General features: G+C 70.7%; 14 protein-coding genes. 10 read left to right on the top strand and 4 right to left on the bottom strand.

Translation table 11 applies throughout. The features are described 5' to 3' along the window. Nucleotides 1-11 precede the first annotated feature (11 nt). The 5 genes from OOK07_RS30260 (at nucleotide 12) to OOK07_RS30240 (ending at nucleotide 8415) form a co-directional block, all read left to right on the top strand. Nucleotides 12-1829, top strand: coding sequence for an ABC transporter ATP-binding protein (locus OOK07_RS30260; protein ID WP_266799603.1), 1818 nt, complete (start codon nucleotides 12-14; stop codon nucleotides 1827-1829). A gap of 115 nt (nucleotides 1830-1944) precedes the next feature. Continuing rightward, nucleotides 1945-3582, top strand: coding sequence for an ABC transporter ATP-binding protein (locus tag OOK07_RS30255; RefSeq protein WP_406312586.1), 1638 nt, complete (start codon nucleotides 1945-1947; stop codon nucleotides 3580-3582). Nucleotides 3583-3853: 271 nt separating this feature from the next. Continuing rightward, nucleotides 3854-5866 carry a M4 family metallopeptidase gene (locus OOK07_RS30250; RefSeq protein ID WP_266684949.1) on the top strand — a complete coding sequence of 671 codons (2013 nt, stop codon included), beginning with the start codon at nucleotides 3854-3856 and terminating at the stop codon, nucleotides 5864-5866. 293 nt (nucleotides 5867-6159) lie between these two features. Further along, nucleotides 6160-7827: a M4 family metallopeptidase gene (locus OOK07_RS30245; RefSeq protein WP_266684948.1), complete on the top strand. Its 1668-nt coding sequence runs from the start codon at nucleotides 6160-6162 to the stop codon at nucleotides 7825-7827. A 69-nt stretch (nucleotides 7828-7896) separates the two neighbouring features. Beyond that, the gene (locus OOK07_RS30240; RefSeq protein ID WP_266684946.1) at nucleotides 7897-8415 is read left to right on the top strand and encodes a DUF1990 domain-containing protein; all 519 of its coding nucleotides are present in this window, start codon (nucleotides 7897-7899) and stop codon (nucleotides 8413-8415) included. A gap of 7 nt (nucleotides 8416-8422) precedes the next feature. Here the strand turns inward: OOK07_RS30240 and OOK07_RS30235 are convergent, their stop codons facing one another. Further along, nucleotides 8423-11050 (bottom strand): glycosyltransferase family 1 protein, encoded by a 2628-nt coding sequence (locus tag OOK07_RS30235; protein WP_266799600.1) that lies wholly within the window; start codon nucleotides 11048-11050, stop codon nucleotides 8423-8425. A 314-nt stretch (nucleotides 11051-11364) separates the two neighbouring features. Between OOK07_RS30235 and OOK07_RS30230 the strand changes: the two genes are divergently transcribed. From OOK07_RS30230 to glgB, 5 genes are all read left to right on the top strand, one after another. After that, complete coding sequence (locus OOK07_RS30230; protein ID WP_266799598.1) at nucleotides 11365-12567, top strand: S8 family peptidase; 1203 nt, start codon at nucleotides 11365-11367, stop codon at nucleotides 12565-12567. Nucleotides 12568-12806: 239 nt separating this feature from the next. Continuing rightward, nucleotides 12807-14945 (top strand): alpha-1,4-glucan--maltose-1-phosphate maltosyltransferase, encoded by a 2139-nt coding sequence (locus OOK07_RS30225; protein ID WP_266684941.1) that lies wholly within the window; start codon nucleotides 12807-12809, stop codon nucleotides 14943-14945. Then, nucleotides 14942-16642 carry a maltose alpha-D-glucosyltransferase gene (treS, locus tag OOK07_RS30220; RefSeq protein WP_266684939.1) on the top strand — a complete coding sequence of 567 codons (1701 nt, stop codon included), beginning with the start codon at nucleotides 14942-14944 and terminating at the stop codon, nucleotides 16640-16642. The genes OOK07_RS30225 and treS overlap by 4 nt, the downstream gene beginning before the upstream one ends. 95 nt (nucleotides 16643-16737) lie before the next feature. Beyond that, the gene (locus tag OOK07_RS30215; protein WP_266799596.1) at nucleotides 16738-18126 is read left to right on the top strand and encodes a maltokinase N-terminal cap-like domain-containing protein; all 1389 of its coding nucleotides are present in this window, start codon (nucleotides 16738-16740) and stop codon (nucleotides 18124-18126) included. A 23-nt stretch (nucleotides 18127-18149) separates the two neighbouring features. Continuing rightward, complete coding sequence (gene glgB / locus OOK07_RS30210; protein WP_266799595.1) at nucleotides 18150-20750, top strand: 1,4-alpha-glucan branching enzyme; 2601 nt, start codon at nucleotides 18150-18152, stop codon at nucleotides 20748-20750. A gap of 194 nt (nucleotides 20751-20944) precedes the next feature. Here glgB and OOK07_RS30205 read toward each other — a convergent pair whose 3' ends face one another. The 3 genes from OOK07_RS30205 to OOK07_RS30195 form a co-directional block, all read right to left on the bottom strand. Further along, the gene (locus OOK07_RS30205; protein ID WP_266802076.1) at nucleotides 20945-23167 is read right to left on the bottom strand and encodes a HelD family protein; all 2223 of its coding nucleotides are present in this window, start codon (nucleotides 23165-23167) and stop codon (nucleotides 20945-20947) included. Nucleotides 23168-23322: 155 nt separating this feature from the next. Then, entirely contained in the window at nucleotides 23323-23637 is a 315-nt protein-coding gene (locus OOK07_RS30200; protein WP_266684932.1) for a thioredoxin family protein, read from the bottom strand. A 14-nt stretch (nucleotides 23638-23651) separates the two neighbouring features. Then, nucleotides 23652-24038 (bottom strand): MerR family transcriptional regulator, encoded by a 387-nt coding sequence (locus OOK07_RS30195; RefSeq protein ID WP_266684930.1) that lies wholly within the window; start codon nucleotides 24036-24038, stop codon nucleotides 23652-23654. Nucleotides 24039-24098: the final 60 nt, after the last annotated feature.

The following is a 24098-nucleotide window of genomic DNA, read 5'->3' as shown; positions in this document are numbered from 1 at the left end:
TCGGGGGACGGATGATCGACGCGTACGGGGATCCCGGGACGCCGGACTGTCGCGGCGGCGGGCGTTACCTGTGGTGGCTGGTCCGCTGCCAGCCCGGCAGGTCACTCGCCGGAGCGGTGCTGGGCAGTGTGTGGATGGCGCTGCTCGCGGCGACGCCGTATCTGCTGTCCCGGGCGATCGACGACGGGCTGGAGCCCGGTGACTATCCGGCGCTGGCGGGCTGGACCGCCGCGCTGTTCGCGGTGGGAGCGTTCAACGCCTGGCTGAGCATCATGCGGCACCGCACGATGACCCGGGTGCGGATGGACGCCAACTTCCGCACGGTCAAGGTCGTCGTGGGACAGGCGGTCCGGCTGGGCGCCGCGCTGCCGCGCCGGGTCGGGGCCGGGGAGGTCGTCACCATCGGGGTGGGCGATGTGCAGACGATCAGCCAGTCGCTGACGGTCGTCGGGCCCGGGGTCGGCACGGTCGTCGCCTATCTGGCGGTCGCCGGGCTGCTGGTGGCCATCTCGCCGCTCATCGCCGCCGTCGTCCTCCTCGGGATGCCGCTGATCGTCGTCCTCGTCGGGCCTCTCCTCGCCCGGCTGCAGGGCACGGAGACCGAGTACCGGGAGCGGCAGGGCGTGCTCACCGCCCGCATCGCCGACCTCGCCGGCGGCCTGCGGGTCCTCAACGGCCTCGGCGGCAAAGGGCTGTTCGCCGACGCCTTCCACCGTGACTCGCAGCGGCTGCGCCGGCAGGGCTACCGGGTCGGGGCGGTGACCAGCTGGGTCCAGGCGCTCGGCGTCGGACTGCCGACCCTGTTCCTCGCGGTGGTCACCTGGATGGCGGCCCGGCTCGCCGCCCAAGGGGCCATCAGCATCGGCGAGTTGGTGTCGGTGTACGGCTATGTGGCCGTGCTGGTGGGACCGGTGGCGTTCTGGGTCGAGTGCGGCTACCAGATCAGCCGCGGGCTGGTGTCGGCACGGCGGCTCGTACGGTTCCTGCGGCTGGAGCCGCCGGCCGACATCGGCACCCGGGACGCGCCCGCACAGCCGGCGGTGCTGCACGACCCGGAGTCCGGAGTGCGGGTGCGGCCGGGACAGCTGACCGCGCTGGCCTGCGGCCACCCGGCCGACGCGGCGGCGGTCGTCGACCGGCTCGGGCGGTATGTGCCGTCGAACGCGACCTGGGGCGGCATACCCCTCGACGAGATCACGCTGCCGCAGATCCGGGAGCGCATCCTGGTGGCGGACCACGAGGCGGACCTCTTCGCAGGCACCCTGCACGAGGTGGTGGACGGCTCCGTAACGCCGCCGGGGGGCGCCGGACTGCGTCAGGACGCGGCTCCGTCGCGGGGCGCGACCAGCCACAACACACCCGCGGACGCCGGACCGCGCACCGGGGCATCCGCGAAGGCGCCCCTGTCCGAGGCGCTGCACGCGGCCGTCGCGGACGACATCGTCCAGGGCCTGCCGGACGGCCTCGACTCACCGATCGACGCCCAGGCCCGCAACCTCTCCGGCGGCCAACGACAACGGATACGGCTGGTGCGCGCCCTGCTGGCCGACCCCGAGGTACTGCTCGCCGTCGAACCGACCTCCGCCCTGGACGCCCACACCGAGGCACGCATCGCCCAGCGGCTGCGCACGGCACGCCAGGGCCGTACCACCGTCGTCACGACCACGTCACCGCTCGTGCTGGACCGGGCGGACACCGTGTACTTCCTGCAGGAGGGCAGGGCCGCGGCCGTGGGAAGCCATCGCGAACTGCTGGAGAGCGAACCGGCGTACCGCGCCCTGGTGGCACGGGACGCCGAAGAGTCCGCGGCCGAGGAGGCGATCAGATGACGGCGGTCTCCTCGGGCCGGCTCCCCGTCGCCGAACCGGCCGACGTGCGGCGGGCGATGCTGCGGCTGCTGCGGGCCGACGCGCGGGCCTTCGCCGCCGGCTGGCGCTGAACGGGATGGCCGCCGGAGCCGGTCTGGCCGGGCCCTGGCTGGTCGGGCGGATCATCGACGAGGTGCGGGGCGGGGGCGGTGTCGGGGCCGTCGACCGCCTGGCGCTGTGGATCCTGGTGTGTTCGCTCGCGCAGTTGCTGCTGGCCCGGTGGGCCCGGTATGTGGGGCACCGGTTCGGGGAGCGGACGCTCGCCCGAGTGCGGGAGGAGTTCGTCGAGCGGGCGCTGGCCCTGCCCGCGGGGGTCCTGGAGCGGGCCGGCACCGGTGATCTGACGGCGCGCGGCACGGCCGACGTCGCCCTGGTCGGCACCACCCTGCGCGATGTCGGACCCGACCTGCTCGTCAACAGCGTGCAGGCGCTGTTCCTGCTCGGCGCCGTCTTCGCCCTGAACCCGCTGCTCGGCGCGTGCGGTCTGGTCGGGCTGACCGGCATCTGGTGCGCGCTGCGCTGGTATCTGAAGCGGGCCCGCGACGGCTATCTCGCCGAGGGCGCCGCCACCTCGGACGTCGCGGAGATCCTCGCGGCGACCGCGTCCGGCGCCCGGACCGTCGAGGCGCTGCGGCTGCAGCGGCGCCGCGTCACGGCGAGCCGGGACGCGCTGGAGACGTCGCGGCGGACCCGGCTGTACACGCTGTTCCTGCGGACCGTGTTCTTTCCGGCGGTGGAGGTCTCCTACCTCGTGCCGGTGGCCGCCGTCCTCCTGGTCGGCGGAGTCCTGCTCGACCACGGCACGCTGAGCCTGGGTGCGGTCGTCTCGGCGGCCCTCTATCTGCAGCGGCTGAACGGGCCGCTCGACGAGATCCTGATGCGGATCGAGCAACTGCAGAGCAGCGGCGCCTCCTTCGCCCGCGTCGAGGGCCTCGCCCGGGCCCCGCAGACCGTGCCGGCCGGCTCCCCCGCCCCCGCCGACGACCGCATCGACGTCACCGGTGTGCGCTACGCCTACGACCGCGGCGGCGAGGTGCTACGCGGCGTCGACCTGACCGTGCGGCCGGGCGAACGGCTGGCGGTCGTCGGCCCCTCCGGCGCCGGAAAGACGACGCTCAGCCGGCTTCTCGCCGGTGTCGACGCCCCGGGGGAGGGCACGGTGACCGTCGGCGGTGTGCCCGTCGTCGACCTCGGCCCCGACCAACTGCGCCGTCAGGTCGTCCTGGTCACCCAGGAACACCACGTGTTCCTCGGCACGGTCCGCGACAACCTGCTGATCGCCGAGCCGGCCGCCACGGACGAGCAGCTGTGGGCCGCCCTCACCGCGGTCGGCGCCGAGGACTGGATTCGGGAGCTGCCGGACGGTCTCGGCACCCGGCTCGGCGAGGGGGGTTGCCCTACGGACGGTTCCCAGGCCCAGCAGCTCGCCCTGGCCCGCGTCGTCCTGGCCGACCCGCACACGCTGATCCTCGACGAGGCCACGGCGTTGCTGGACCCGGCGACGGCCCGCCACACCGAGCGCGCCCTGGCCGCCGTCCTCCAAGGCCGTACGGTCATCGCCATCGCGCACCGTCTGCACACCGCCCACGACGCGGACCGGGTGGCCGTGATGGAGGGCGGCCGCCTGACCGAACTCGGCACGCACGAGGAGCTGGTGGCCGCCGGCGGCGCGTACGCGGCGCTGTGGCGGACGTGGCACGGGGACCCCGCGTGACCATCCGCCCCCCTCTCCGCATACCGGACATGAACATCCGGACAACGAACCAATTCCGGCCAACTTCCTGACGCGCCCCTGACAGAAAGCGCCATCCGGTGCCAGGCTTCCCACGGCCGCTTCACAGCAACCCCACAGATACACCGCTGTGTCGTCACAAGGCCACCCGCACCTGGTTTCGCAGCTCTGCCAGTTCTGCCCCGGACGGTCGACCCATCGTCCGGATCTCCCCCTGGCCGCGCGACCCGCGGCCGCGCAGAAGGAGTCAGTGTTGAGAAGCAATTCCTCTCGCAGACGCACCTCCCACATCGTCGCCGTCGCCGGTGTCACCGCCCTGCTCGCCGCGGCCGTCCAGTCGGGCGCCGCGTCCGCCGCCCCGGCCCAGGCGGGCAAGGCCCACGCCGCCGTCAAGCTCAGCCCCTCCCAGCGCGCCGAACTGATACGCGACGCCGACACGGCCCGCGCGCAGACCGCCAAGGACATCGGCCTCGCCGCCAAGGAGAAGCTCGTCGCCCGTGACGTCGTCAAGGACGCGGACGGCACTCTCCACACCCGCTACGAGCGCACCTACGACGGTCTCCCGGTCCTCGGCGGCGACCTGATCGTCGACACCGCCAAGTCCGGCGCCACCCAGCGCGTCATCAAGGCGACGAACGCCGCCATCAAGGTCTCCGACGTCACCCCGGACATCACCAGGGCGGCCGCCGAGCAGCAGGCCGTCAAGCGTGCGAAGGCCCTCGGCTCGACCAGGGCCGGCGCCGACGTGGCCCCGCGCAAGGTGATCTGGGCGGCGAGCGGCAAGCCGGTCCTGGCGTACGAGACGGTCGTCGGCGGCCTCCAGGACGACGGCACCCCGAACCAGCTGCACGTCATCACGGACGCGACCACCGGCAAGAAGCTCTACGAGTACCAGGGCATCGAGAACGCGACCGGCACCGGCAACACCCAGTACAGCGGTTCGGTCCCGCTGACGACGACCCAGTCGGGCTCGAACTACACACTGACCGACGGCGACCGCGGCGGGCACAAGACGTACAACCTCAACCACGGCACCTCGGGCACCGGCACGCTGTTCTCGCAGACCAGCAACACCTGGGGCAACAGCACCACGTCGAACGCCGCCACCGCGGGCGCCGACGCACACTACGGCGCCGCGGAGACCTGGGACTTCTACAAGAACACCTTCGGGCGCAGCGGCATCAAGAACAACGGCGTCGGCGCCTACTCCCGCGTCCACTACGGCAACTCGTACGTGAACGCGTTCTGGGACGACGGCTGCTTCTGCATGACGTACGGCGACGGCTCCGGCAACGCCGACCCGCTGACCGCCCTCGACGTGGCCGGCCACGAGATGAGCCACGGCGTCACCTCGAACACGGCAGGGCTCAACTACAGCGGCGAGTCCGGCGGCCTCAACGAGGCCACCTCCGACATCTTCGGCACCGGTGTCGAGTTCTACGCAGCCAACTCGACCGACGTGGGTGACTACCTCATCGGCGAGAAGATCGACATCAACGGCGACGGCACCCCGCTGCGCTACATGGACAAGCCCAGCAAGGACGGCGGCTCCGCCGACTCCTGGTACTCGGGCGTGGGCAACCTCGACGTCCACTACTCCTCGGGCGTCGCCAACCACTTCTTCTACCTGCTGAGCGAGGGCAGCGGCGCCAAGGTCATCAACGGCGTCAGCTACAACTCGCCGACCTCGGACGGGCTTCCGGTCACCGGCATCGGCCGGGACAAGGCGCTGCAGATCTGGTACCGGGCGCTGACCACGAAGTTCACGTCCACCACCAACTACGCCTCCGCGCGCACGGGCACGCTCGCGGCGGCGGGTGAGCTGTACGGCACCACGTCCACCGAGTACAAGGCCGTGCAGGACGCCTGGGCGGGCGTCGCGGTCGGCTCGCGCTCCGGTGGCGGCGGCGGTGGCGGCACGTCCTTCGAGAACACGACCGACGTGTCGATTCCGGACAACGGGCCGGCCGTGACGTCGTCCGTCACCGTGTCCGGCCGGACGGGCAACGCCCCCTCGAACCTTCAGGTTTCGGTCGACATCGTCCACACGTGGCGCGGCGACCTGGTGATCGACCTGGTGGCCCCGGACGGCTCGACGTACCGCCTGAAGAACTTCAGCTCCTCCGACTCGGCGGACAACGTCCAGACCACCTACACGGTCAACGCCTCCTCCGAAGTCGCCAACGGCACCTGGAAGTTGAAGGTCCAGGACCAGGCAGCCCAGGACACGGGCTACATCAACAGCTGGAAGCTCACCTTCCCGTAGACCGGCCCTGAGGCCCTCGGTTCAGGGCGCCGCCCCGGTGGTTCGACTCCCCGGGGCGGCGCCCTCCTTTTGCCACGCCCTTACCCATCACCGGTTGGGCCTTTGCCGCGGTCAACTCCGTTTACATGCCTGCAATGTTCACCCGAAGGTCAATTTTCGGCCAACATCACAGGGGGGTCCTGACATGTACGCGCCCCCGGTGTCACTCTTCCTCACAACCGCCGCACAACTTCACAGCAACTCCGGTGAGGCGCCCCACGCCGTGCCGGACTCCCCCACCACAAGGAGCTTGTGTGACCCCCCTCTACGCGCGTCACAAGCGCTCGACTCTGGCCATAGCCACCGCAGTCGCGGCCGGAGCCCTGCTCACCACCGGTCTGACCACCGGTTCGGCCGCCGCCCAGACCCCGGCGGACACCCCGGCCAAGGCCACGCTCGCCGCCGCGCCCGCCGCGCTGTCGAACGCGGCCCGCACCACGCTGATCCACAAGGCACAGACCGACGTCGCCGAGACCGCCCAGCAGATAGGCCTCGGCGCCAAGGAGAAGCTCGTCGTCAAGGACGTCGTCAAGGACGCCGACGGCACCGTCCACACCCGCTACGAGCGCACCTACGCGGGCCTGCCGGTCCTCGGCGGCGACCTCGTCGTGCACACCGCCAAGTCCGGCAAGGCGGAGGGCGTCACCAGAGCGACGAAGGCCACCATCAAGGTCGCCTCGCTCAAGGCGCAGGTCACCCCGGCCAAGGCCGAGAAGCAGGCGGTGAGCGCCGCCAAGACGCTCGGCTCCGCCAAGACCGCGGCCGACGGCGCCCGCAAGGTCGTCTGGGCCGGCTCCGGCAAGCCCGTCCTCGCCTACGAGACCGTCGTCGGCGGCCTCCAGGACGACGGCACCCCGAACCAGCTGCACGTCATCACCGACGCGGCCACCGGCAAGAAGCTCTTCGAGTACCAGGGCATCGAGAACGCGACCGGCACCGGCAAGACGCTGTACTCGGGCACGGTCAGCCTCACCACGAGCGGGTCGGGCTCCTCGTACTCGCTGACCGACGCCTCCCGCGGCGGCCACAAGACGTACAACCTGAAGCACGGCACGAGCTCGGGCACCGGCACCCTGTTCACCGACGCGGACAACGTCTGGGGCACCGGCACCGCCTCCAGCTCCAGCACGGACCAGACCGCCGCCGCGGACGCCGCCTACGGCGCGCAGGAGACCTGGGACTTCTACAAGTCCGTCTTCGGCCGCAGCGGCATCAAGAACAACGGCGTCGGCGCCTACTCCCGCGTCCACTACGGCAGCTCGTACGTGAACGCGTTCTGGGACGACGGCTGCTTCTGCATGACGTACGGCGACGGCGAGGGCAACACGGATCCGCTGACCTCGCTGGACGTGGCCGGCCACGAGATGAGCCACGGCGTCACCGCGAACACGGCAGGGCTCGACTACAGCGGTGAGTCCGGCGGCCTCAACGAGGCCACCTCGGACATCTTCGGCACCGGTGTCGAGTTCTTCGCCAACAACTCGTCCGACAAGGGTGACTACCTCATCGGCGAGAAGATCGACATCAACGGCGACGGCACCCCGCTGCGCTACATGGACAAGCCCAGCAAGGACGGCGGCTCCGCCGACTCCTGGTCCTCGTCCGTCGGCAACAAGGACGTCCACTACTCGTCCGGTGTCGCCAACCACTTCTTCTACCTGCTGTCCGAGGGCAGCGGCGCGAAGACGATCAACGGCGTGAGCTACAACTCGCCGACGTCCAACGGCTCCACGGTCACCGGCATCGGCCGCGACAAGGCGCTGCAGATCTGGTACAAGGCGCTGACCACGTACTTCACGTCGACGACGAACTACAAGTCGGCCCGTGCGGGCACGCTGTCGGCGGCCTCCGCCCTGTACGGCTCCAGCAGCACGGAGTACAAGACGGTGGCCGCGGCCTGGGCCGCTGTCAACGTGAGCTGACCCGAGGGGGGTCGGCGGGCGGTACCCGGGACGAAGGCTGTCCCGGGTACCGCCCTACTCTTGTGTCCCATGCGCCTGGAGGACTTCACCTACGACGACGTCGGCGGCACCCGCCGCGGCGGTTTCTGCCCGCCGGGTTTCCACCCGATGCAGGTGCGCACGCGCATCGGCGAGGGCGAGAAAGCCTTCCAAAGGGCCTCCGAGGCGGTCCTGACCTGGGAGATGCACCGCGAACTCGGTGTGGGGGTCGAGGCGAGCGCGGACCGGGCGACCGAGGGCGTCGACGTCACCATCACCCTCGCCGGGATGATCAAGGCTCCGTGCCGCATCGTCTACACGGTCGAGGAGCCCCGCCGCACGGGCTGGGCGTACGGCACGCTGGCCGGCCACCCGGAGTGCGGCGAGGAGTCGTTCGTCGTGGACCGTACCGGTGACGGCACGGTGTGGCTGACCGTGCACGCGTTCAGCCGCGCGGCGAAGTGGTACGCCCGGGCGGGCGGACCTGCGACGCGCGGCCTTCAGCACGCCTACGCACGAAAGTGCGGGAACACCCTGAAGCGTATGTGCGCCCCCTACTCGGAGGCGTGAGACCGCCTCACCTCATCAGCACCCCGGCGCCCTCCCCCGTCTCCTCCGAGGGCACCGCCACCAGCCCCAACTCCGCCCCGGACGCCAGCAGCCGGTGTGCGGGCAGGATGCGGACCGTGTAGCCGTAGGGCCCGGTGCGGTCCAGGGAGAGCGGGCCCTCGTACACCCATCGGCCCTCCGGGTCTGGGCCGCCCGCCGGTTTCAGCGGGACCGTCGCCGCGTCCGCGATGCGGTCCTCCGGGTCGACGCGCCCGGAGACGGCCTGCACCTCCACGTCGTCAGGCCCCAGCTCGCCGAGGCCCACCCGCACCCGCAGGGCGAGCGTCGTGCCGAGTTCCGCGGTGGCGGTGGCGGCGGACGTCTCCACGTGGTCGACGGTGACCCCGTGCCAGGCGGCCCGCACCCGTGCCTTCCAGGCGGCGAGTTCGCGCGCGGAGCCGGGGTCCATCGAGCGATGGGCATGGGCGGCCGGCGCGTAGAGACGCTCGACGTACTCGCGGACCATGCGGCCGGCCAGCACCTTCGGCCCGAGCAGGGTGAGGGTCTGGCGCACCATCTCGATCCACCGGTCGGGCAGTCCCTGCTGCCCGCGCTCGTAGAAACGCGGGGCGACGCGCTGTTCCAGCAGGTCGTAGAGGGCTTCGGCCTCTACGTCGTCGCGGCGCTCGGGATCGGTTCCGGTGCCGTCCGCCGTGGGGATCGCCCAGCCGAAGTCGGGCTGGAACCACTCGTCCCACCAGCCGTCCAGGACGGAGAGGTTGAGGCAGCCGTTGAGGGCGGCCTTCATGCCGGAGGTGCCGCAGGCCTCCAGTGGGCGCAGGGGGTTGTTGAGCCAGATGTCGCAGCCCGGGTACAGCTTCTGCGCCATCGCCATGCCGTAGTCGGGCAGGAAGACGATGCGGTGGCGCACGCGCGGGTCGTCGGCGAACCGCACCAGCTCCTGCACCAGCCGCTTCCCGCCGTCGTCCGCCGGGTGCGCCTTGCCCGCGACGACGATCTGGACCGGGTGTTCGGGGTGCAGCAGGAGGTCCATCAGCCGGTCGCGGTCGCGCAGCATCAGCGTCAGGCGCTTGTACGAGGGGACGCGCCGTGCGAAGCCGATGGTGAGGACGTCCGGGTCGAGCACTCCGTCGATCCAGCCCAGCTCGGCCGTCCCGGCCCCGCGCCCGCGCCAGGACGCCCGCAGCCGCCGGCGCACCTCGTCCACCAGTTGCTCGCGCAGGACCCGCCTCAGCTCCCAGATGTCCTGGTCGGGGATGTCCCCCACCGCGTCCCAGCGGTCCGAGCCGCCCACGGTCAGCGCGTCCTCGGTGCGCTGGGCGCCGATCTGCCGGGCGCCGAGCCGGAAGACCTCGGGCGCCACCCAGGTGGGCGCGTGCACCCCGTTGGTCACGGACGTGATCGGCACCTCGTCGGGGTCGAATCCCGGCCACAGGCCGGAGAACATCTCGCGGCTGACATGGCCGTGCAGCAGGGAGACGCCGTTGGCGCGCTGCCCGAGGCGCAGGCCCATCACGGCCATGTTGAAGAGGTTCGGTTCGCCGCCGGGATAGGTCTCCATGCCCAGCCGCAGGATGCGCTCGACGTCGATGCGCGGGAGTTCGGCGTCGGAGCCGAAGTGGCGGGCGACCAGCTCGCGGTCGAAGCGGTCGATGCCGGCCGGTACGGGTGTGTGGGTGGTGAAGACGGTCCCGGCGCGGACCGCCTCCAGCGCGGAGTCGAAGTCCAGCCCGCCGTCGCACAGCTCGGCGATGCGCTCCAGGCCCAGGAAGCCGGCGTGGCCCTCGTTGGTGTGGAACACCTCGGGCGCGGGATGGCCGGTCAGCCGGCAGTACGTCCGCACCGCACGGACCCCGCCGATCCCGAGCAGCATCTCCTGCAGCAGCCGGTGCTCGCTGCCGCCGCCGTAGAGCCGGTCGGTGACCCCGCGTTCGCCGAGGTCGTTCTCCTCGACGTCCGAGTCGAGCATCAGCAGCGGGACGCGGCCGACCTGGGCGAGCCAGATGCGGGCGTGCAGCTGCTTGCCGCCGGGCAGGGCGAGGGATACGTGGGCGGGGGTGCCGGGCGCGCCGTCCGGTTCCTCCAGGAGGGTGACAGGCAGCTCGTTGGGGTCGAGGACCGGATAGTGCTCCTGCTGCCAGCCGTCCCGGGACAGGGACTGGCGGAAGTAGCCGTGCCGGTACAGGAGGCCTACGCCGATCAGGGGTACGCCGAGGTCACTGGCCGCCTTCAGATGGTCGCCGGCGAGGATGCCGAGGCCGCCGGAGTACTGCGGCAGGGCGGCCGTGATGCCGAACTCGGGCGAGAAGTAGGCGATGGCGGCGGGCAGTTCGCCGGTGTGGGTCTGGTACCAGCGGTCGCCGGTCACATAGTCGGCCAGGTCGTCGGTGACCGCCGCCAGACGGCGCAGGAACCGATGGTCCCCGGCCAGCTCCGCGAGCCGCGCGGGCGACACGCTCCCCAGGAGCCGTACGGGATCGCCTTCCGAGGCGGCCCAGCGCTCGGGGTCGACGGACTGGAACAGGTCGCGGGTCTCCGTATGCCAGGACCAGCGCAGATTGCGGGCCAGGTCACTGAGCGGCCGGAGGGGTTCGGGGAGAACGGGTCGGACGGTGAATCGACGGATCGCCTTCATCACTTTCCACCTCGACGCGTGTCGCTGTGCGGACGCACAACGCTGTGCGCCTCGTCGTCACCCTCGACGGTATCGGTGCCGAGGGCTCCGCAACCACGGCACGTCCAAGAGCAGCACACACTCGTACACAGTCCGGAAAACAGCGCAACCTTCACGCATCCGCCATGGCCGACATGGCCGATTCCGCCCCTGTAGGCCCTCTTGTGGGTCTTCTGCGCCGCACGAGAGGCTGCATGTGGCGTACCGGCCGACCGCCGGGTGCACCCGGGGACCTGAGGCTGCCGTACGCCGAGTCGAGGAGGGGAACTCGGACGATGGCACGGACGCGAACACGGCGTCTGCGCTGGGCGGGGGGCCTGACCGCGGTGACCTGTACCGCGGCACTTTCGGCCATCACCCTGCCCGCGCACGCCGCACCGGAGGGGCGGATACTGGGCGCCGGCGAGCCCGGCTCCGTCAGCGGAAGTTACCTGGTGACACTTGCGGGGGGAACGAAGGCTCCGTCGGCGGCCGGAAAAGGCGTCGCCGAGAAGTACGGGGCGAAAATAAGCCACACCTACGGCACGGTCCTCAACGGCTACGCGATCAGGGCGAACGAGAGACAGGCCAAGCGGCTCGCGGCCGACTCCCGGGTCGCCTCGGTCGTCCAGGACACGCGGGTGGCGCTCGACCACACCCAGCACAACCCGCCGTCCTGGGGCCTGGACCGGATCGACCAGCCGAGCCTGCCGCTGGACAGGAGCTACACCTGGCCAGAGTCCGCGGGCCGCGGGGTGACGGCGTACGTGATCGACACCGGCATCCGCATCACGCACAAGGACTTCGGCGGCCGGGCGAGCTACGGATGGGACTTCGCCGGAAACGACAGGACCGCATCCGACGGCAACGGCCACGGCACCCACGTCGCCGGCACCATCGCCGGTACGACGTACGGCGTCGCCAAGCAGGCCAGGGTCGTCGCCGTGCGCGTCCTCGGCGACGACGGCTCCGGTACGACGGCGCAGGTCATCGCGGGCATCGACTGGGTGACCAAGCACGCGAGGAAGCCCGCGGTCGCCAACCTCAGCCTGGGCGGCTACCACAACGCCCAGCTGGACGCCGCCGTACGCAACTCGATCGCGTCGGGCGTCACCTACGCCGTTGCCGCGGGCAACGACGGCCTGCCGGCCGCGCTCTACTCACCGGCGGACGTGAAGGAGGCCATCACGGTCGGCGCGACCGACAGGAACGACGCGCGGGCGGGCTTCTCCAACTTCGGCCCGGCCGTCGATCTGTTCGCCCCGGGCGTGTCGATCACCTCGGCGTCCTACGCGAGCAACACCGGCAGGGCGACCTTCTCCGGTACGTCGATGGCTTCGCCGCATGCGGCGGGGGCGGCGGCGCTGTATCTGGCCGACCATCCGAAGGCGACGCCGGCCCAGGTTTCCAAAGCCCTGGTCAAACTTGCGGCGTCCGGGAAGGTCTCCGGACGGGGTCTCGGCTCGCCCGACGAGCTTCTGCAGGTGCCGCCCTCGTAGCCGCGAGGCCCGGGCTCGTCATCGAGGAATCCGGCCACCGGCCCCGTTCGTTCACGAACGGGGCCGGTCTTGTGTGTAGACATACGCGTGAGTAGTTAACAAAGTGCCGGATTGCCCACCCGAATAGGGTGGGAAGGCTCCCCCTCGGTACACCCCTCAGGTACTCCACAGGAACTCCCCGCAGGACCCACCTCCCCACAGCCATCCGCCCACCCACGTTGACGCGGACAGGAGCGGTCATGCCCGCCACGCACCACTCGTCAGCACCCCCGACCCGGGGGCCCGAAGCACGTCCCGTGCGCCCCGCCGACGCCGGACCGCCGGCCCCGGAGCCGGTCTCCGCGGGCGACGAGGCCGACATCGGGCGCATACCCGTCCTCGACGTCGGCCCGGTCGTCCAGCACGGGCGCCGGCCCGCCAAGGCCGTGACCGGCGAGTCGTTCGAGATCTCGGCCACCGTGTTCCGTGAGGGGCACGACGCGGTCGCCGCCAACGTCGTCCTGAAGGACCCGGAAGGCCGCCCCGGCCCCTGGACCCCGATGCGGGAGCTGGCCCCGGGCACCGACCGCTGGGGCGCCACCGTCACCGCGGGCGCGCCCGGCCACTGGACCTACACCGTGGAGGCCTGGGGCGACCCGGTCACCACCTGGCGGCACCACGCGCAGATCAAGATCCCGGCGGGGATGGACACGGATCTGGTGCTGGAGGAGGGGGCGCGGCTGTACGAGCGTGCGGCCTCCGGGGTTCCGGCCGGCGGCGGCAGCCGTGAGGTGCTCCTCGCCGCCGTCCGCTCCCTGCGGGACGAGAGCCGTCCCGCCGCCTCGCGTCTGGCGGCGGCGTTGACGCCGGAGGTGGACGCGGTGCTGGCCCGGCACCCGCTGCGCGAGTTCGTCACCGCCTCGCAGACCCTGCCGCTGCTGGTGGAACGCGAGCGCGCCCTGTACGGCGCCTGGTACGAGTTCTTCCCCCGCTCCGAGGGCACCCCCCAGACACCGCACGGCACCTTCCGCACCGCCGCCCGCCGGCTGCCGGCCATCGCCGCGATGGGCTTCGACGTGCTCTACCTGCCCCCCGTCCACCCCATCGGCACCACCTTCCGCAAGGGCCGCAACAACACCCTGTCCGCCGGCCCCGACGACGTCGGCGTGCCCTGGGCCATCGGCTCCCCCGAGGGCGGCCACGACAGCGTCCACCCCCAGCTGGGCACCCTCGACGACTTCGCCTGGTTCGTGCGCCAGGCCGCCGGACACGGCCTGGAGATCGCCCTCGACTTCGCCCTGCAGTGCTCCCCGGACCACCCCTGGGTGGCCAAACACCCCGAGTGGTTCCACCACCGCCCCGACGGCACCATCGCCTACGCCGAGAACCCGCCCAAGAAGTACCAGGACATCTACCCGATCGCCTTCGACGCCGACCTCGACGGGCTGATCACCGAAACCCTGCGCATCCTGCGGCTGTGGATGGACCTCGGCGTGCGGATCTTCCGGGTCGACAACCCCCACACCAAACCGGTCGTCTTCTGGCAGCGGGTGATCGCGCAGATCAACGCCACCGACCCCGACGTGATCTTCCTGGCCGAGGCGTTCACCCGCCCCGCCATGATGCGCACCCTGGCCCAGACCGGCTTCCAGCAGTCCTACACCTACTACACCTGGCGCACCGGCAAGCAGGAACTGACCGACTACCTGACCGAGCTGTCCGGCGAGACGGCCGCCTACATGCGGCCCAACTTCTTCGTCAACACCCCCGACATCCTGCACGAGTTCCTGCAGCACGGCGGCCGGCCCGCCTTCGAACTGCGCGCCGTGCTGGCCGCCACCCTCTCCCCCACCTGGGGCATCTACTCCGGCTACGAACTGTGCGAGAACACCCCCCTGCGCGAGGGCAGCGAGGAATACCTCGACTCCGAGAAGTACCAGCTCAAACCCCGCGACTGGGAGACGGCCGAACGCGAGGGCCGCACCATCACCCCCCTGATCACCAAACTCAACACCGTCCGGCGCTCGAACCCCGCCCTGCAGCAGCTGCGCGACCTCCACTTCCACCACGCGGACCAGGACGCGGTGATCGCGTACTCGAAGCGGAGCGGCTCGAACACGGTTCTGGTGGTCGCCAACCTCGACCCTCACCACACCCAGGAGGCCACGGTCTCGTTGGACATGCCGCAACTCGGCCTGGAATGGCACGAGTCGGTGCCGGTGCGCGACGAGCTCACCGGCGAGACCTATCACTGGGGCAGGGCGAATTACGTTCGCCTTCAGCCCGGCGGGGCACACGTACTCGTTGTCGGCTGGGGGACCGGGGATTACCCCCCGGATGAGCACAGCACCGTCCTGCGACCGTCCACCCCGCAGATCGGAGGGTCACCCACAATATGATCGTCAACGAACCCGTTCCGGACACCTTCGAGGACACTCCCGCCAGGGACCGGGACCCGGATTGGTTCAAGCGTGCGGTCTTCTACGAGGTCCTGGTCCGTTCCTTCCAGGACAGCAACGGCGACGGCGTCGGCGACCTCAAGGGCATCACCGCCAAGCTCGACTACCTGCAGTGGCTGGGCGTCGACTGCCTGTGGCTGCCTCCCTTCTTCAAGTCGCCCCTCAGGGACGGCGGTTACGACGTCTCGGACTACACGGCCGTCCTGCCGGAGTTCGGCGACCTCGCCGACTTCGTGGAGTTCGTCGACGCCGCCCACCAGCGCGGCATGCGCGTCATCATCGACTTCGTCATGAACCACACCAGCGACCAGCACCCGTGGTTCCAGGAGTCGAGGAAGGACCCCGACGGGCCCTACGGCGACTATTACGTGTGGGCGGACGACGACAAGCAGTTCCCGGACGCGCGGATCATCTTCGTCGACACCGAGGCCTCCAACTGGACCTTCGACCCGGTCCGCAAGCAGTACTACTGGCACCGCTTCTTCTCCCACCAGCCGGACCTCAACTACGAGAACCCGGCCGTCCAGGACGAGATGATCTCCGCCCTGCGCTTCTGGCTGGACCTGGGCATCGACGGATTCCGCCTGGACGCCGTGCCGTACCTCTACCAGGAGGAGGGCACCAACTGCGAGAACCTGCCCGCCACCCACGAGTTCCTGAAGCGGGTGCGGAAGGAGATCGACGCCTCCTACCCGGACACGGTGGTGCTGGCGGAGGCGAACCAGTGGCCGGAGGACGTCGTCGACTACTTCGGCGACTACGAGAGCGGCGGAGACGAGTGCCATATGGCGTTCCACTTCCCGGTCATGCCGCGCATCTTCATGGCCGTACGACGGGAATCCCGCTACCCCGTCTCGGAGATCCTCGCCAAGACCCCGGCGATTCCCTCGGGCTGCCAGTGGGGCATCTTCCTGCGCAACCACGACGAGCTGACCCTCGAAATGGTCACCGACGAGGAACGCGACTACATGTGGGCGGAGTACGCGAAGGACCCGCGTATGCGCGCCAACATCGGGATCAGGCGGCGGCTCGCCACCCTGCTCGACAACGACCGCAACCAGATCGAGCTGTTCACCGCCCTGCTGCTGTCCCTGCCCGGCTCGCCGATCCTCTACTACGGCGACGAGATCGGCATGGGCGACAACATCTGGCTCGGCGACCGCGACGCCGTACGCACCCCGATGCAGTGGACACCGGACCGCAACGCAGGTTTTTCGTCCTGTGACCCCGGGCGGCTGTTCCTGCCGACCATCATGGACCCGGTCTACGGGTACCAGGTCACCAACGTCGAGGCGTCGATGTCGTCGCCCTCGTCGCTGCTGCACTGGACCCGCCGGATGATCGAGATCCGCAAGCAGAACCCGGCGTTCGGACTCGGGTCCTACACGGAACTCCCGTCGTCGAATCCGGCGGTGATCGCGTTCCTGCGGGAGTACGAGGACGATCTCGTGCTGTGCGTGCACAACTTCTCGCGGTTCGCGCAGCCGACGGAGCTGGACCTGAGCGCCTTCCACGGACGGCATCCGGTCGAGCTGTTCGGCGGGGTGCGCTTTCCGGCCGTCGGTGAGCTGCCGTACCTGCTGACCCTGGCGGGCCACGGCTTCTACTGGTTCCGGCTGCGCAAGGACCCCTCGTAGGACCTCGCAGAACCCGGGGTGGGGCGGTTTCCCCCGCCCCACCCGGGGCACGCATCAGTAACACCCCGCCCACCCGGGGAAAGGAATGTGACACCATGGCGGAAACTGTCACACTTTCCGGTACGACAAGTCCTGGCCTGCTCGCTTCCCTGGATCCACTTCTGCGCGAGTGGCTGCCACGGCAGCGCTGGTTCGCGGGCAAGGGGCGCCCGGTCACCGGGTTCTCGCTGGTCATGGCCACCGAGCTGCTGCCGGCCGACGCCAGGCTGGGGTTCCACCATCTGCTGGTGCGCGCCCATCAGCCGCTCACGCTCGGTGCCGAGACCCACCCCGGCGACTGCTACCAGCTGTTGATAGGCGCGCGCGAGGCCCTGCCGCCCCGGCTGGCGCCCGCGCTGATCGGACATGTGGAAGAGGGCCCGCTCGCCGGACGCACGGTGTACGACGCCCTGTACGACCCCCGGCCCGCCGAGATGCTCCTGGAGGCGCTGCGCTCCCAGGCCCGCATCGGCGGGCTGCGCTTCGAGCGGGAGCCCGGCCAGGAGATCCGCGCCGGACTGGTGCCGCGGGTGGTGACCGCCGAGCAGTCGAATTCGTCGGTCGTCTACGGAGATACGTTCATCCTGAAGCTGCTGCGCCGGATCGTGCCCGGCGTCAACCCGGACCTGGAACTGCCGCTGGCGCTGGCCCGCGAGGGCTGTCCACGGGTGCCCGCGCCGACGGCGTGGATCACCGCGGAGCCGGCCGGGGAGTCGTGTATGCTCGGCGTGCTCCAGCCGTTCCTGCAGGGCGCCTCGGACGGCTGGGAGCTGGCGCTGCGCGAGCTGGCCAAGGGCGAGGACTTCGGCGCCGAGGCGCGGGCGCTGGGGCGCGCCACGGCCGAGGTGCACACCACACTCGCCCGCGCGCTGCCGACCGTGACCATGGGCCACACCCAGGTGCAGATGCTGGCCGACGGCATGATCGAACGCCTTGAAGTGGCCGCTCAGGCGGTGCCCGCGCTGCGGCCGCACGCGCCCGCGCTGCACTCCGCGTTCACGGCGCTGGCCGACCTGGCCGCAACGGGCCGTACCTGGACCGCGCAGCGCATCCACGGCGACCTGCACCTCGGGCAGTGTCTGCGCTCGCCGGCCGGGCAGTGGTGGCTGATCGACTTCGAGGGCGAGCCGTCCAGGCCACTCGCCGAGCGACGGATGCCCCATCCGCCGGTGCGGGACGTCGCGGGGATGCTCAGGTCCTTCGACTACGCGGCCCACTCGGCGGGATCGCACGCACAGGGCTGGGCCGATGCGTGCCGGGCCGCTTACTGTTCCGGGTACGCGGAGGTCAGCGGCCGCGATCCGCGCACCGACCCGGTTCTGATGCGCGCCTACGAGACCGACAAGGCGATCTACGAGGTCGTCTACGAGGCCCGCCACCGCCCCGACTGGCTCCCCGTCCCGATGGCGGCGATAGAGCGTTACGCCGTGTCCGACCTGACCTGATCTTTGCCGAGGAGGCGCCGCCCGTGACCCCCCGCCCCACGCCCAGCGGTTCGGATCCGAAGAAGAAGGCCGAGGAGAAGGCCGCCAAAGCCGCGCAGAGTGTGAAGAAGGCGGTGAAGAAGGCCGCGGAGAAGACGACCGCGCCCGCGAAGGCGGCGAAGAAGACGCCGGCCGGGAAGCCCACGGTCAAGAAGGCGGCCGCGAAGAAGACGCCGCCGGAGAAGACCGCGGTGAAGAAGACGGCGGCAGAGAAGACCACTGCTGAGAAGGCCGTCGCCAAGAAGGCGGTGACGACCAAGGCCGCCACGAAGAAGACGGCCATCGCGAAGAAGGCCCCCGCGAAGTCAGCGGCGAAGAAGCCCGTCACCAGGGCCACGGTGAAGGCACCCGTTCCGGAGCGGCTCACGCCCAGCGCGGCGCCCGTCGGGGACGCGCCGGTCTCCCCCGCCGTCGACGCCGGTGACCGTGGGCGGCTGCTCGCCGGTACGCACCACGATCCGCACACGGTGCTGGGCGCCCACCAGGTGCCCGGCGGGGTCGCCTTCCGGGTCTTCAGGCCGTACGCGCTGTCCGTGACCGTAGTCGCCGGGGACCTGCGGGCGGAGCTGCACGACGACGGGGACGGGTTCTTCTCCGGCCTGCTGCCGCTGTCCGAGGTCCCCGGGTACAGGATCCTGGTGGCGTACGAGGGCTCGGTCCAGGACACCGAGGACGCGTACGGCTTCCTGCCCACGCTGGGCGACCTCGATCTGCACCTGATCGGCGAGGGCCGGCACGAGGAACTGTGGACGGTGCTCGGCGCGCACCCGATGACGCACCAGGGCGTGACCGGCACCCGCTTCTCCGTGTGGGCGCCGAACGCACGCGGCGTCCATGTGGCCGGCACCTTCAACTTCTGGGACGGCGCCGGTCACCCCATGCGCTCGCTCGGCTCCTCCGGTGTCTGGGAGCTGTTCGTGCCCGGGATCGGCGAGGGCGAGCTGTACAAGTTCGAGATCACCCGGCCCGACGGCTCGAAGACCCTGCGCGCCGACCCGCTGGCCCGGCGCACGGAGACCCCGCCGAAGACGTCGTCCGTGATCACCGCCTCCCACCACGAGTGGCACGACGCGCAGTGGCTGGAGCGGCGGGCGGACCTGCCCGCGCACGAGGCGCCGTTCTCCGTCTACGAGATCCATCTGCCGTCCTGGCGCCCGGGTCTGACGTACCGTCAACTCGCTGACCAGCTACCCGCGTACGTCAAGGACCTGGGCTTCACCCACGTCGAGCTGATGCCCGTCGCGGAACACCCCTTCGGCGGCTCCTGGGGCTACCAGGTCACCGGCTTCTACGCCCCCACGGCCCGGCTCGGCACCCCCGACGACTTCAAGTGCCTGGTCGACGCGCTGCACCAGGCGGGCGTCGGCGTCCTGATGGACTGGGTGCCGGCGCACTTCCCGCGCGACGACTGGGCGCTGGCGGAGTTCGACGGCCGCCCCCTGTACGAGCACGAGGACCCGCTGCGCTCCGCGCACCCCGACTGGGGAACGCTGGAGTTCGACTACGGCCGCCGCGAAGTGCGCAACTTCCTTGTCGCCAACGCCGTGTACTGGTGCAGGGAGTTCCACATCGACGGCCTGCGGGTCGACGCGGTCGCCTCCATGCTCTATCTCGACTACTCGCGCGAACCGGGTCAGTGGGTGCCGAACGAGCACGGCGGCCGGGAGAACCTGGACGCGGTGGCGTTCCTCCAGGAGATGAACGCGACGGTGTACCGGCAGGTGCCGGGTGTCGTGACGATCGCGGAGGAGTCGACGGCCTGGGACGGCGTCACCCGGGCCACCCACCACCGGGGGCCGGGCGGCTTCGGAGGCCTCGGCTTCGGCCTGAAGTGGAACATGGGCTGGATGCACGACTCCCTCGACTACATGAGCCACGAGCCGGTGCACCGCAAGTACCACCACAACGAGATGACGTTCTCGATGGTGTACGCCTACAGCGAGAACTACGTCCTGCCCATCTCGCACGACGAAGTGGTCCACGGCAAACGGTCACTGGTGTCGAAGATGCCGGGGGACTGGTGGCAGCAGCGGGCCAACCTGCGCGCCTATCTTGCCTTCATGTGGGCCCACCCGGGCAAGCAACTCCTGTTCATGGGCCAGGAGTTCGCGCAGGGTGCGGAGTGGTCGGAGGCCCACGGCCCGGACTGGTGGCTCCTCGACCCGGCCTACGGCGCCGAGGCCGACCACCGCGGGGTGCGCGACCTGGTCCGCGACCTCAACGTCGTCTACCGCCACACGCCGGCGCTGTGGCAGCGGGACATCGACCCGGCCGGCTTCCAGTGGATCGTCGGCGACGCGGCCGACGACAACGTCTTCGCGTTCCTGCGACTGGCCGCCGACGGCACCCCGCTCCTGGCCGTCTCCAACCTCTCCCCCGTCGTCCGCCCGGACTACCGCCTCGGCGCCCCCGACGACGTCCCGGCCTGGCACGAGACCCTCAACACCGACCTCGCCAAGTACGGCGGCAGCGACGTCACCAACCCGGACGTCATCAAGCCCGAACCCCAGGGCTGGCACGGCCGCCCGGCCAGCATCAGGCTGACGCTGCCACCGCTCACGACGCTCTGGCTACGCCCGGCCTAGTGCCCCGACAAGCCACGTTCGCCCCGTCGCGACGCCCGGCACGCTCCCCCACTGCCTCAAGGGCGTGGGAGGTGCCCCCACTCGCCGCACCTGGCACAGACCCAAGTACGTCCAGTACAAGGGCCCGCACCCGGGGCTGGTGTCCAGCCCCTCCGGCGTTGGCGGAGCGGGGGTCCGCGCCCGCGGGCCCCCGGTCACGCAAAAGCAGCCGCCAGCGCCGCAGGCAACGCCCGACTGTGCAACACCCCCAACCGCTGAGTGGCCCGGGTCAGCGCCACGTACAGATCACTCGTCGCGTACAGCCCCGGCTCCACGACCAGCACCGAGTCGAACTCCAGCCCCTTCGACTGACGCGGATCGAGAAGCACGACGGTACGCGTCAGATCGGGTTCGGCCCCCGCCGTCACCCCGTCCAGGCGCGCGGCCAGCCGCCGGTGCAGATGCCGTGGCGCGATGACCGCGAGCCGCCCCTCCGCGGGCGTCAGCTCCTCCACCGCCTTGGCGACCGCGCCGGCCAGATCGTCGGTCGCACGCGCCCATGGCCGGACCCCGGTGGACCGCACCGAACTCGGCGGCTCGAAGTCGGGCTGCTCGGCCCGCACCACCGCCGCAGCGACCTCCATGATCTCGGCCGGGGTGCGGTAGTTGACGCCGAGCCGGGTGTGCTCCCAGCGGTCCTCGACGTACGGCTGGAGGATCCGCGCCCAGGAGCCGACACCCGCCGCCTCCGCGGTCTGCGCGGGATCGCCGACCAGGGTCATGGAGCGGGTCGGGCTGCGCCGCATGAGCAGCCGCCACGCCATCGGCGACAGCTCCTGCGCCTCGTCGACGATGATGTGCCCGAACGCCCAGGTCCGGTCGGCCGCCGCGCGCTCGGCGGCACTGCGGTGGTCGTCCTGCTCCTGGCGTTCGGCGAACCGCTCGGCGTCGATGATGTCGTGCGCGGACAGGACCTCAGAGTCCTCCTGGTCGATGTCCTCGAACTCGTAGGTGCGCGAGGCGTACGAGACGTCGAGCACGCCCTGCGCATAGGCGACCTGCGTCTCCCGCTCGCGCTCCACCCGCGCCCGCCGCACCCGGTCGTCGACACCGAGCAGTTCGGCGGCCTCGTCCAGCAGCGGTACGTCCGCCACCGTCCAGGCCCGTGTCACCGGGCGGCGGATGGCGGCCGCGTCCTCGTCGGGGAGGTAGCCGACGGGATCGGCGAGGAAGTCCGCGACCAGCCGCTGCGGGGTCAGCCGCGGCCACAACTGGTCGATGGCCGCCCACACCTCGGGGTTCTCGGCGAGCTCGTCGCGGATCTGCGTGATGTCGCTCGGGTCCAGCAGGTTCGTACCGTCGAAGGGGTCCGTGCCGATGCGTTCGGCGACCATGTCGGTGAGCGTGTTGAGGATGTGGCCCTCGAAGTGCTCGCGGGCCACGTTGTGCGGCAGGTCCGCGGCGCGGGTGCGCTCGCGGGCCATCTTCACCAGGCCGTCGTCGAGCATCAGGATCTCGCGGTCGTGCTCGATCGCGATCACCGGGTCGGGCAGGGCCTGCCAGCCGCGTACGGCCTCGGCGAGCGCGTCAGCCATGTCGGCACGGCCCTTCACCGCGGCCGCCGCACGGGTGTCGCTCGCCCTCGCCTTCACGCCGGGGAACAGCTCCCCGACCGTCGCGAGCAGCACGCCCGTCTCGCCGAGCGAGGGCAGCACCTCGGCGATGTAGCCGAGGAACGCGGGGTTGGGGCCGACGATGAGGACGGCCCGCTTGGCGAGCAGCTCCCGGTGTTCGTACAGCAGATACGCGGCCCGGTGCAGTGCCACGGCCGTCTTGCCCGTGCCGGGGCCGCCCTCGACCACGAGCACCCCGCGGTGCGGTGCCCGGATGATCTCGTCCTGCTCGGCCTGGATGGTCTGCACGATGTCGCTCATGCGGCCGGTGCGCGCGGAGCCCAGCGCGGCCAGCAGCACGGCGTCGCCGGTCGGGTCCTCGTGACCGGTCCTCTCCTGGTCCCCCAGGTCGAGGATCTCGTCGTGCAGGGCGGTGACCGTACGGTCGCTGGTGGTGAGGTGCCGGCGCCGGCGCAGTCCCATCGGGGTGTGCCCGGTGGCCAGGTAGAAGGGGCGGGCGACCTCGGCACGCCAGTCGATCAGGATCGGTGTGCGCTCTTCGTCGTCCGTGCGCAGTCCGATACGGCCGATGTGATGGCTCGTGCCCGAGGTGAGGTCGATACGGCCGAAGCAGAGCGAGCCGTCCACGGCGTTCAGTGCCGCGAGCAGTCCCGAGCGCTCGGCGACCAGGATATCCCGCTCCAGCCGGGCCTGCATGGGCGTGTTGCCCTGGGCCAGCGCGTCCGTGACGCCGGCCTCGGTGTCCCCGCGCAGGGCGTCCACGCGCGCGTACAGCCGGTCGATGAATTCCTGCTCACCACGAATTTCATCGCTGTTTGACAATTCCACTCCCGCGCATATAGAATGTGCTCACTGAACTTCTTCGTGACTCAATTTCCGTGAAGTCGCGAACCATTGAATATACGCAAAGAAATCCCCGGAGCGCAATTGCTCGGGGGATTTCTTTGTATTGCGTCAGGTCACACTACGTCCGCCAGCTCCTCCAGCAGCCGCCGTTTGGGCCTGGCGCCCACCATCGACTTCACCGGCCGGCCACCACGGAAGACCATGAAGGTCGGCATCGACAGGACCCTGTACGCGTTGGTGGTCTCCGGGTTGGTGTCCACATCGAGCTGGACCACCTTCAGCCGCTCCCCCTCCTCCGCGGCGAGGGCGCTGAGCACCGGTCCCATCTGCCGGCACGGCGGACACCAGTCGGCCGTGAACTCCACGAGCACCGGCAGATCACTGTGCATCACCTCCGCCTCGAAGTCCGCGTCCGTCACTGCTGCCACACCCGCTGCTCTGATCACAGTTCCCGTCCTCCCAGTTCACACAACGGCGACTCTCCCGCGGCCGTGGCCAGCCGCACGCCGATCTTCGCCCGCACCGCCTGCAACTCCCCGATCAGTGCGTCGAGTTCGTCCAGCTTGCGGCGGTAGACCGCGAGCGACGCGGGGCAGGAGTCGCCTTCCGGGTGCCCGGCACGCAGACACTCCACGAACGGCCGCGTCTCCTCCAGGTCGAACCCGAAGTCCTGGAGCGTCCTGACCTGCAGGAGCAGCTTCAGGTCGCTCTCGTCATAGGTCCGGTAGCCGTTGTCGCCCCGCCGCGCGGGCAGCAGCCCGCGCGACTCGTAGTAACGCAGCGTCCGCGTCGTGGTCCCGGCCCGTGCGGCCAGCTCGCCGATTCGCATACCTACGAACGTAATCCTTGACGCCGACGTCAAGGCAACCGTGCTCGACGACAGACGGAC

This window comes from Streptomyces sp. NBC_00078 (assembly GCF_026343335.1).
In the GTDB taxonomy this organism is placed as follows: Bacteria; Actinomycetota; Actinomycetes; order Streptomycetales; family Streptomycetaceae; genus Streptomyces.
Note: the sequence above shows the minus strand (reverse complement) of the source record. Positions and strands in the feature narration are given on the sequence as shown.

Bases quoted from the DNA above. Each gene is read 5' to 3' on its own strand.
- OOK07_RS30235 (WP_266799600.1), bottom strand. From the start codon at position 11,050: ATGAAGGCGATCCGTCGATTCACCGTCCGACCCGTTCTCCCCGAACCC.
- OOK07_RS30240 (WP_266684946.1), top strand. From the start codon at position 7,897: ATGCGCCTGGAGGACTTCACCTACGACGACGTCGGCGGCACCCGCCGC.
- OOK07_RS30255 (WP_406312586.1), top strand. From the start codon at position 1,945: ATGGCCGCCGGAGCCGGTCTGGCCGGGCCCTGGCTGGTCGGGCGGATC.
- OOK07_RS30260 (WP_266799603.1), top strand. From the start codon at position 12: ATGATCGACGCGTACGGGGATCCCGGGACGCCGGACTGTCGCGGCGGC.
- treS (WP_266684939.1), top strand. From the start codon at position 14,942: ATGATCGTCAACGAACCCGTTCCGGACACCTTCGAGGACACTCCCGCC.
- OOK07_RS30230 (WP_266799598.1), top strand. From the start codon at position 11,365: ATGGCACGGACGCGAACACGGCGTCTGCGCTGGGCGGGGGGCCTGACC.
- OOK07_RS30215 (WP_266799596.1), top strand. From the start codon at position 16,738: ATGGCGGAAACTGTCACACTTTCCGGTACGACAAGTCCTGGCCTGCTC.
- OOK07_RS30225 (WP_266684941.1), top strand. From the start codon at position 12,807: ATGCCCGCCACGCACCACTCGTCAGCACCCCCGACCCGGGGGCCCGAA.
- OOK07_RS30195 (WP_266684930.1), bottom strand. From the start codon at position 24,038: ATGCGAATCGGCGAGCTGGCCGCACGGGCCGGGACCACGACGCGGACG.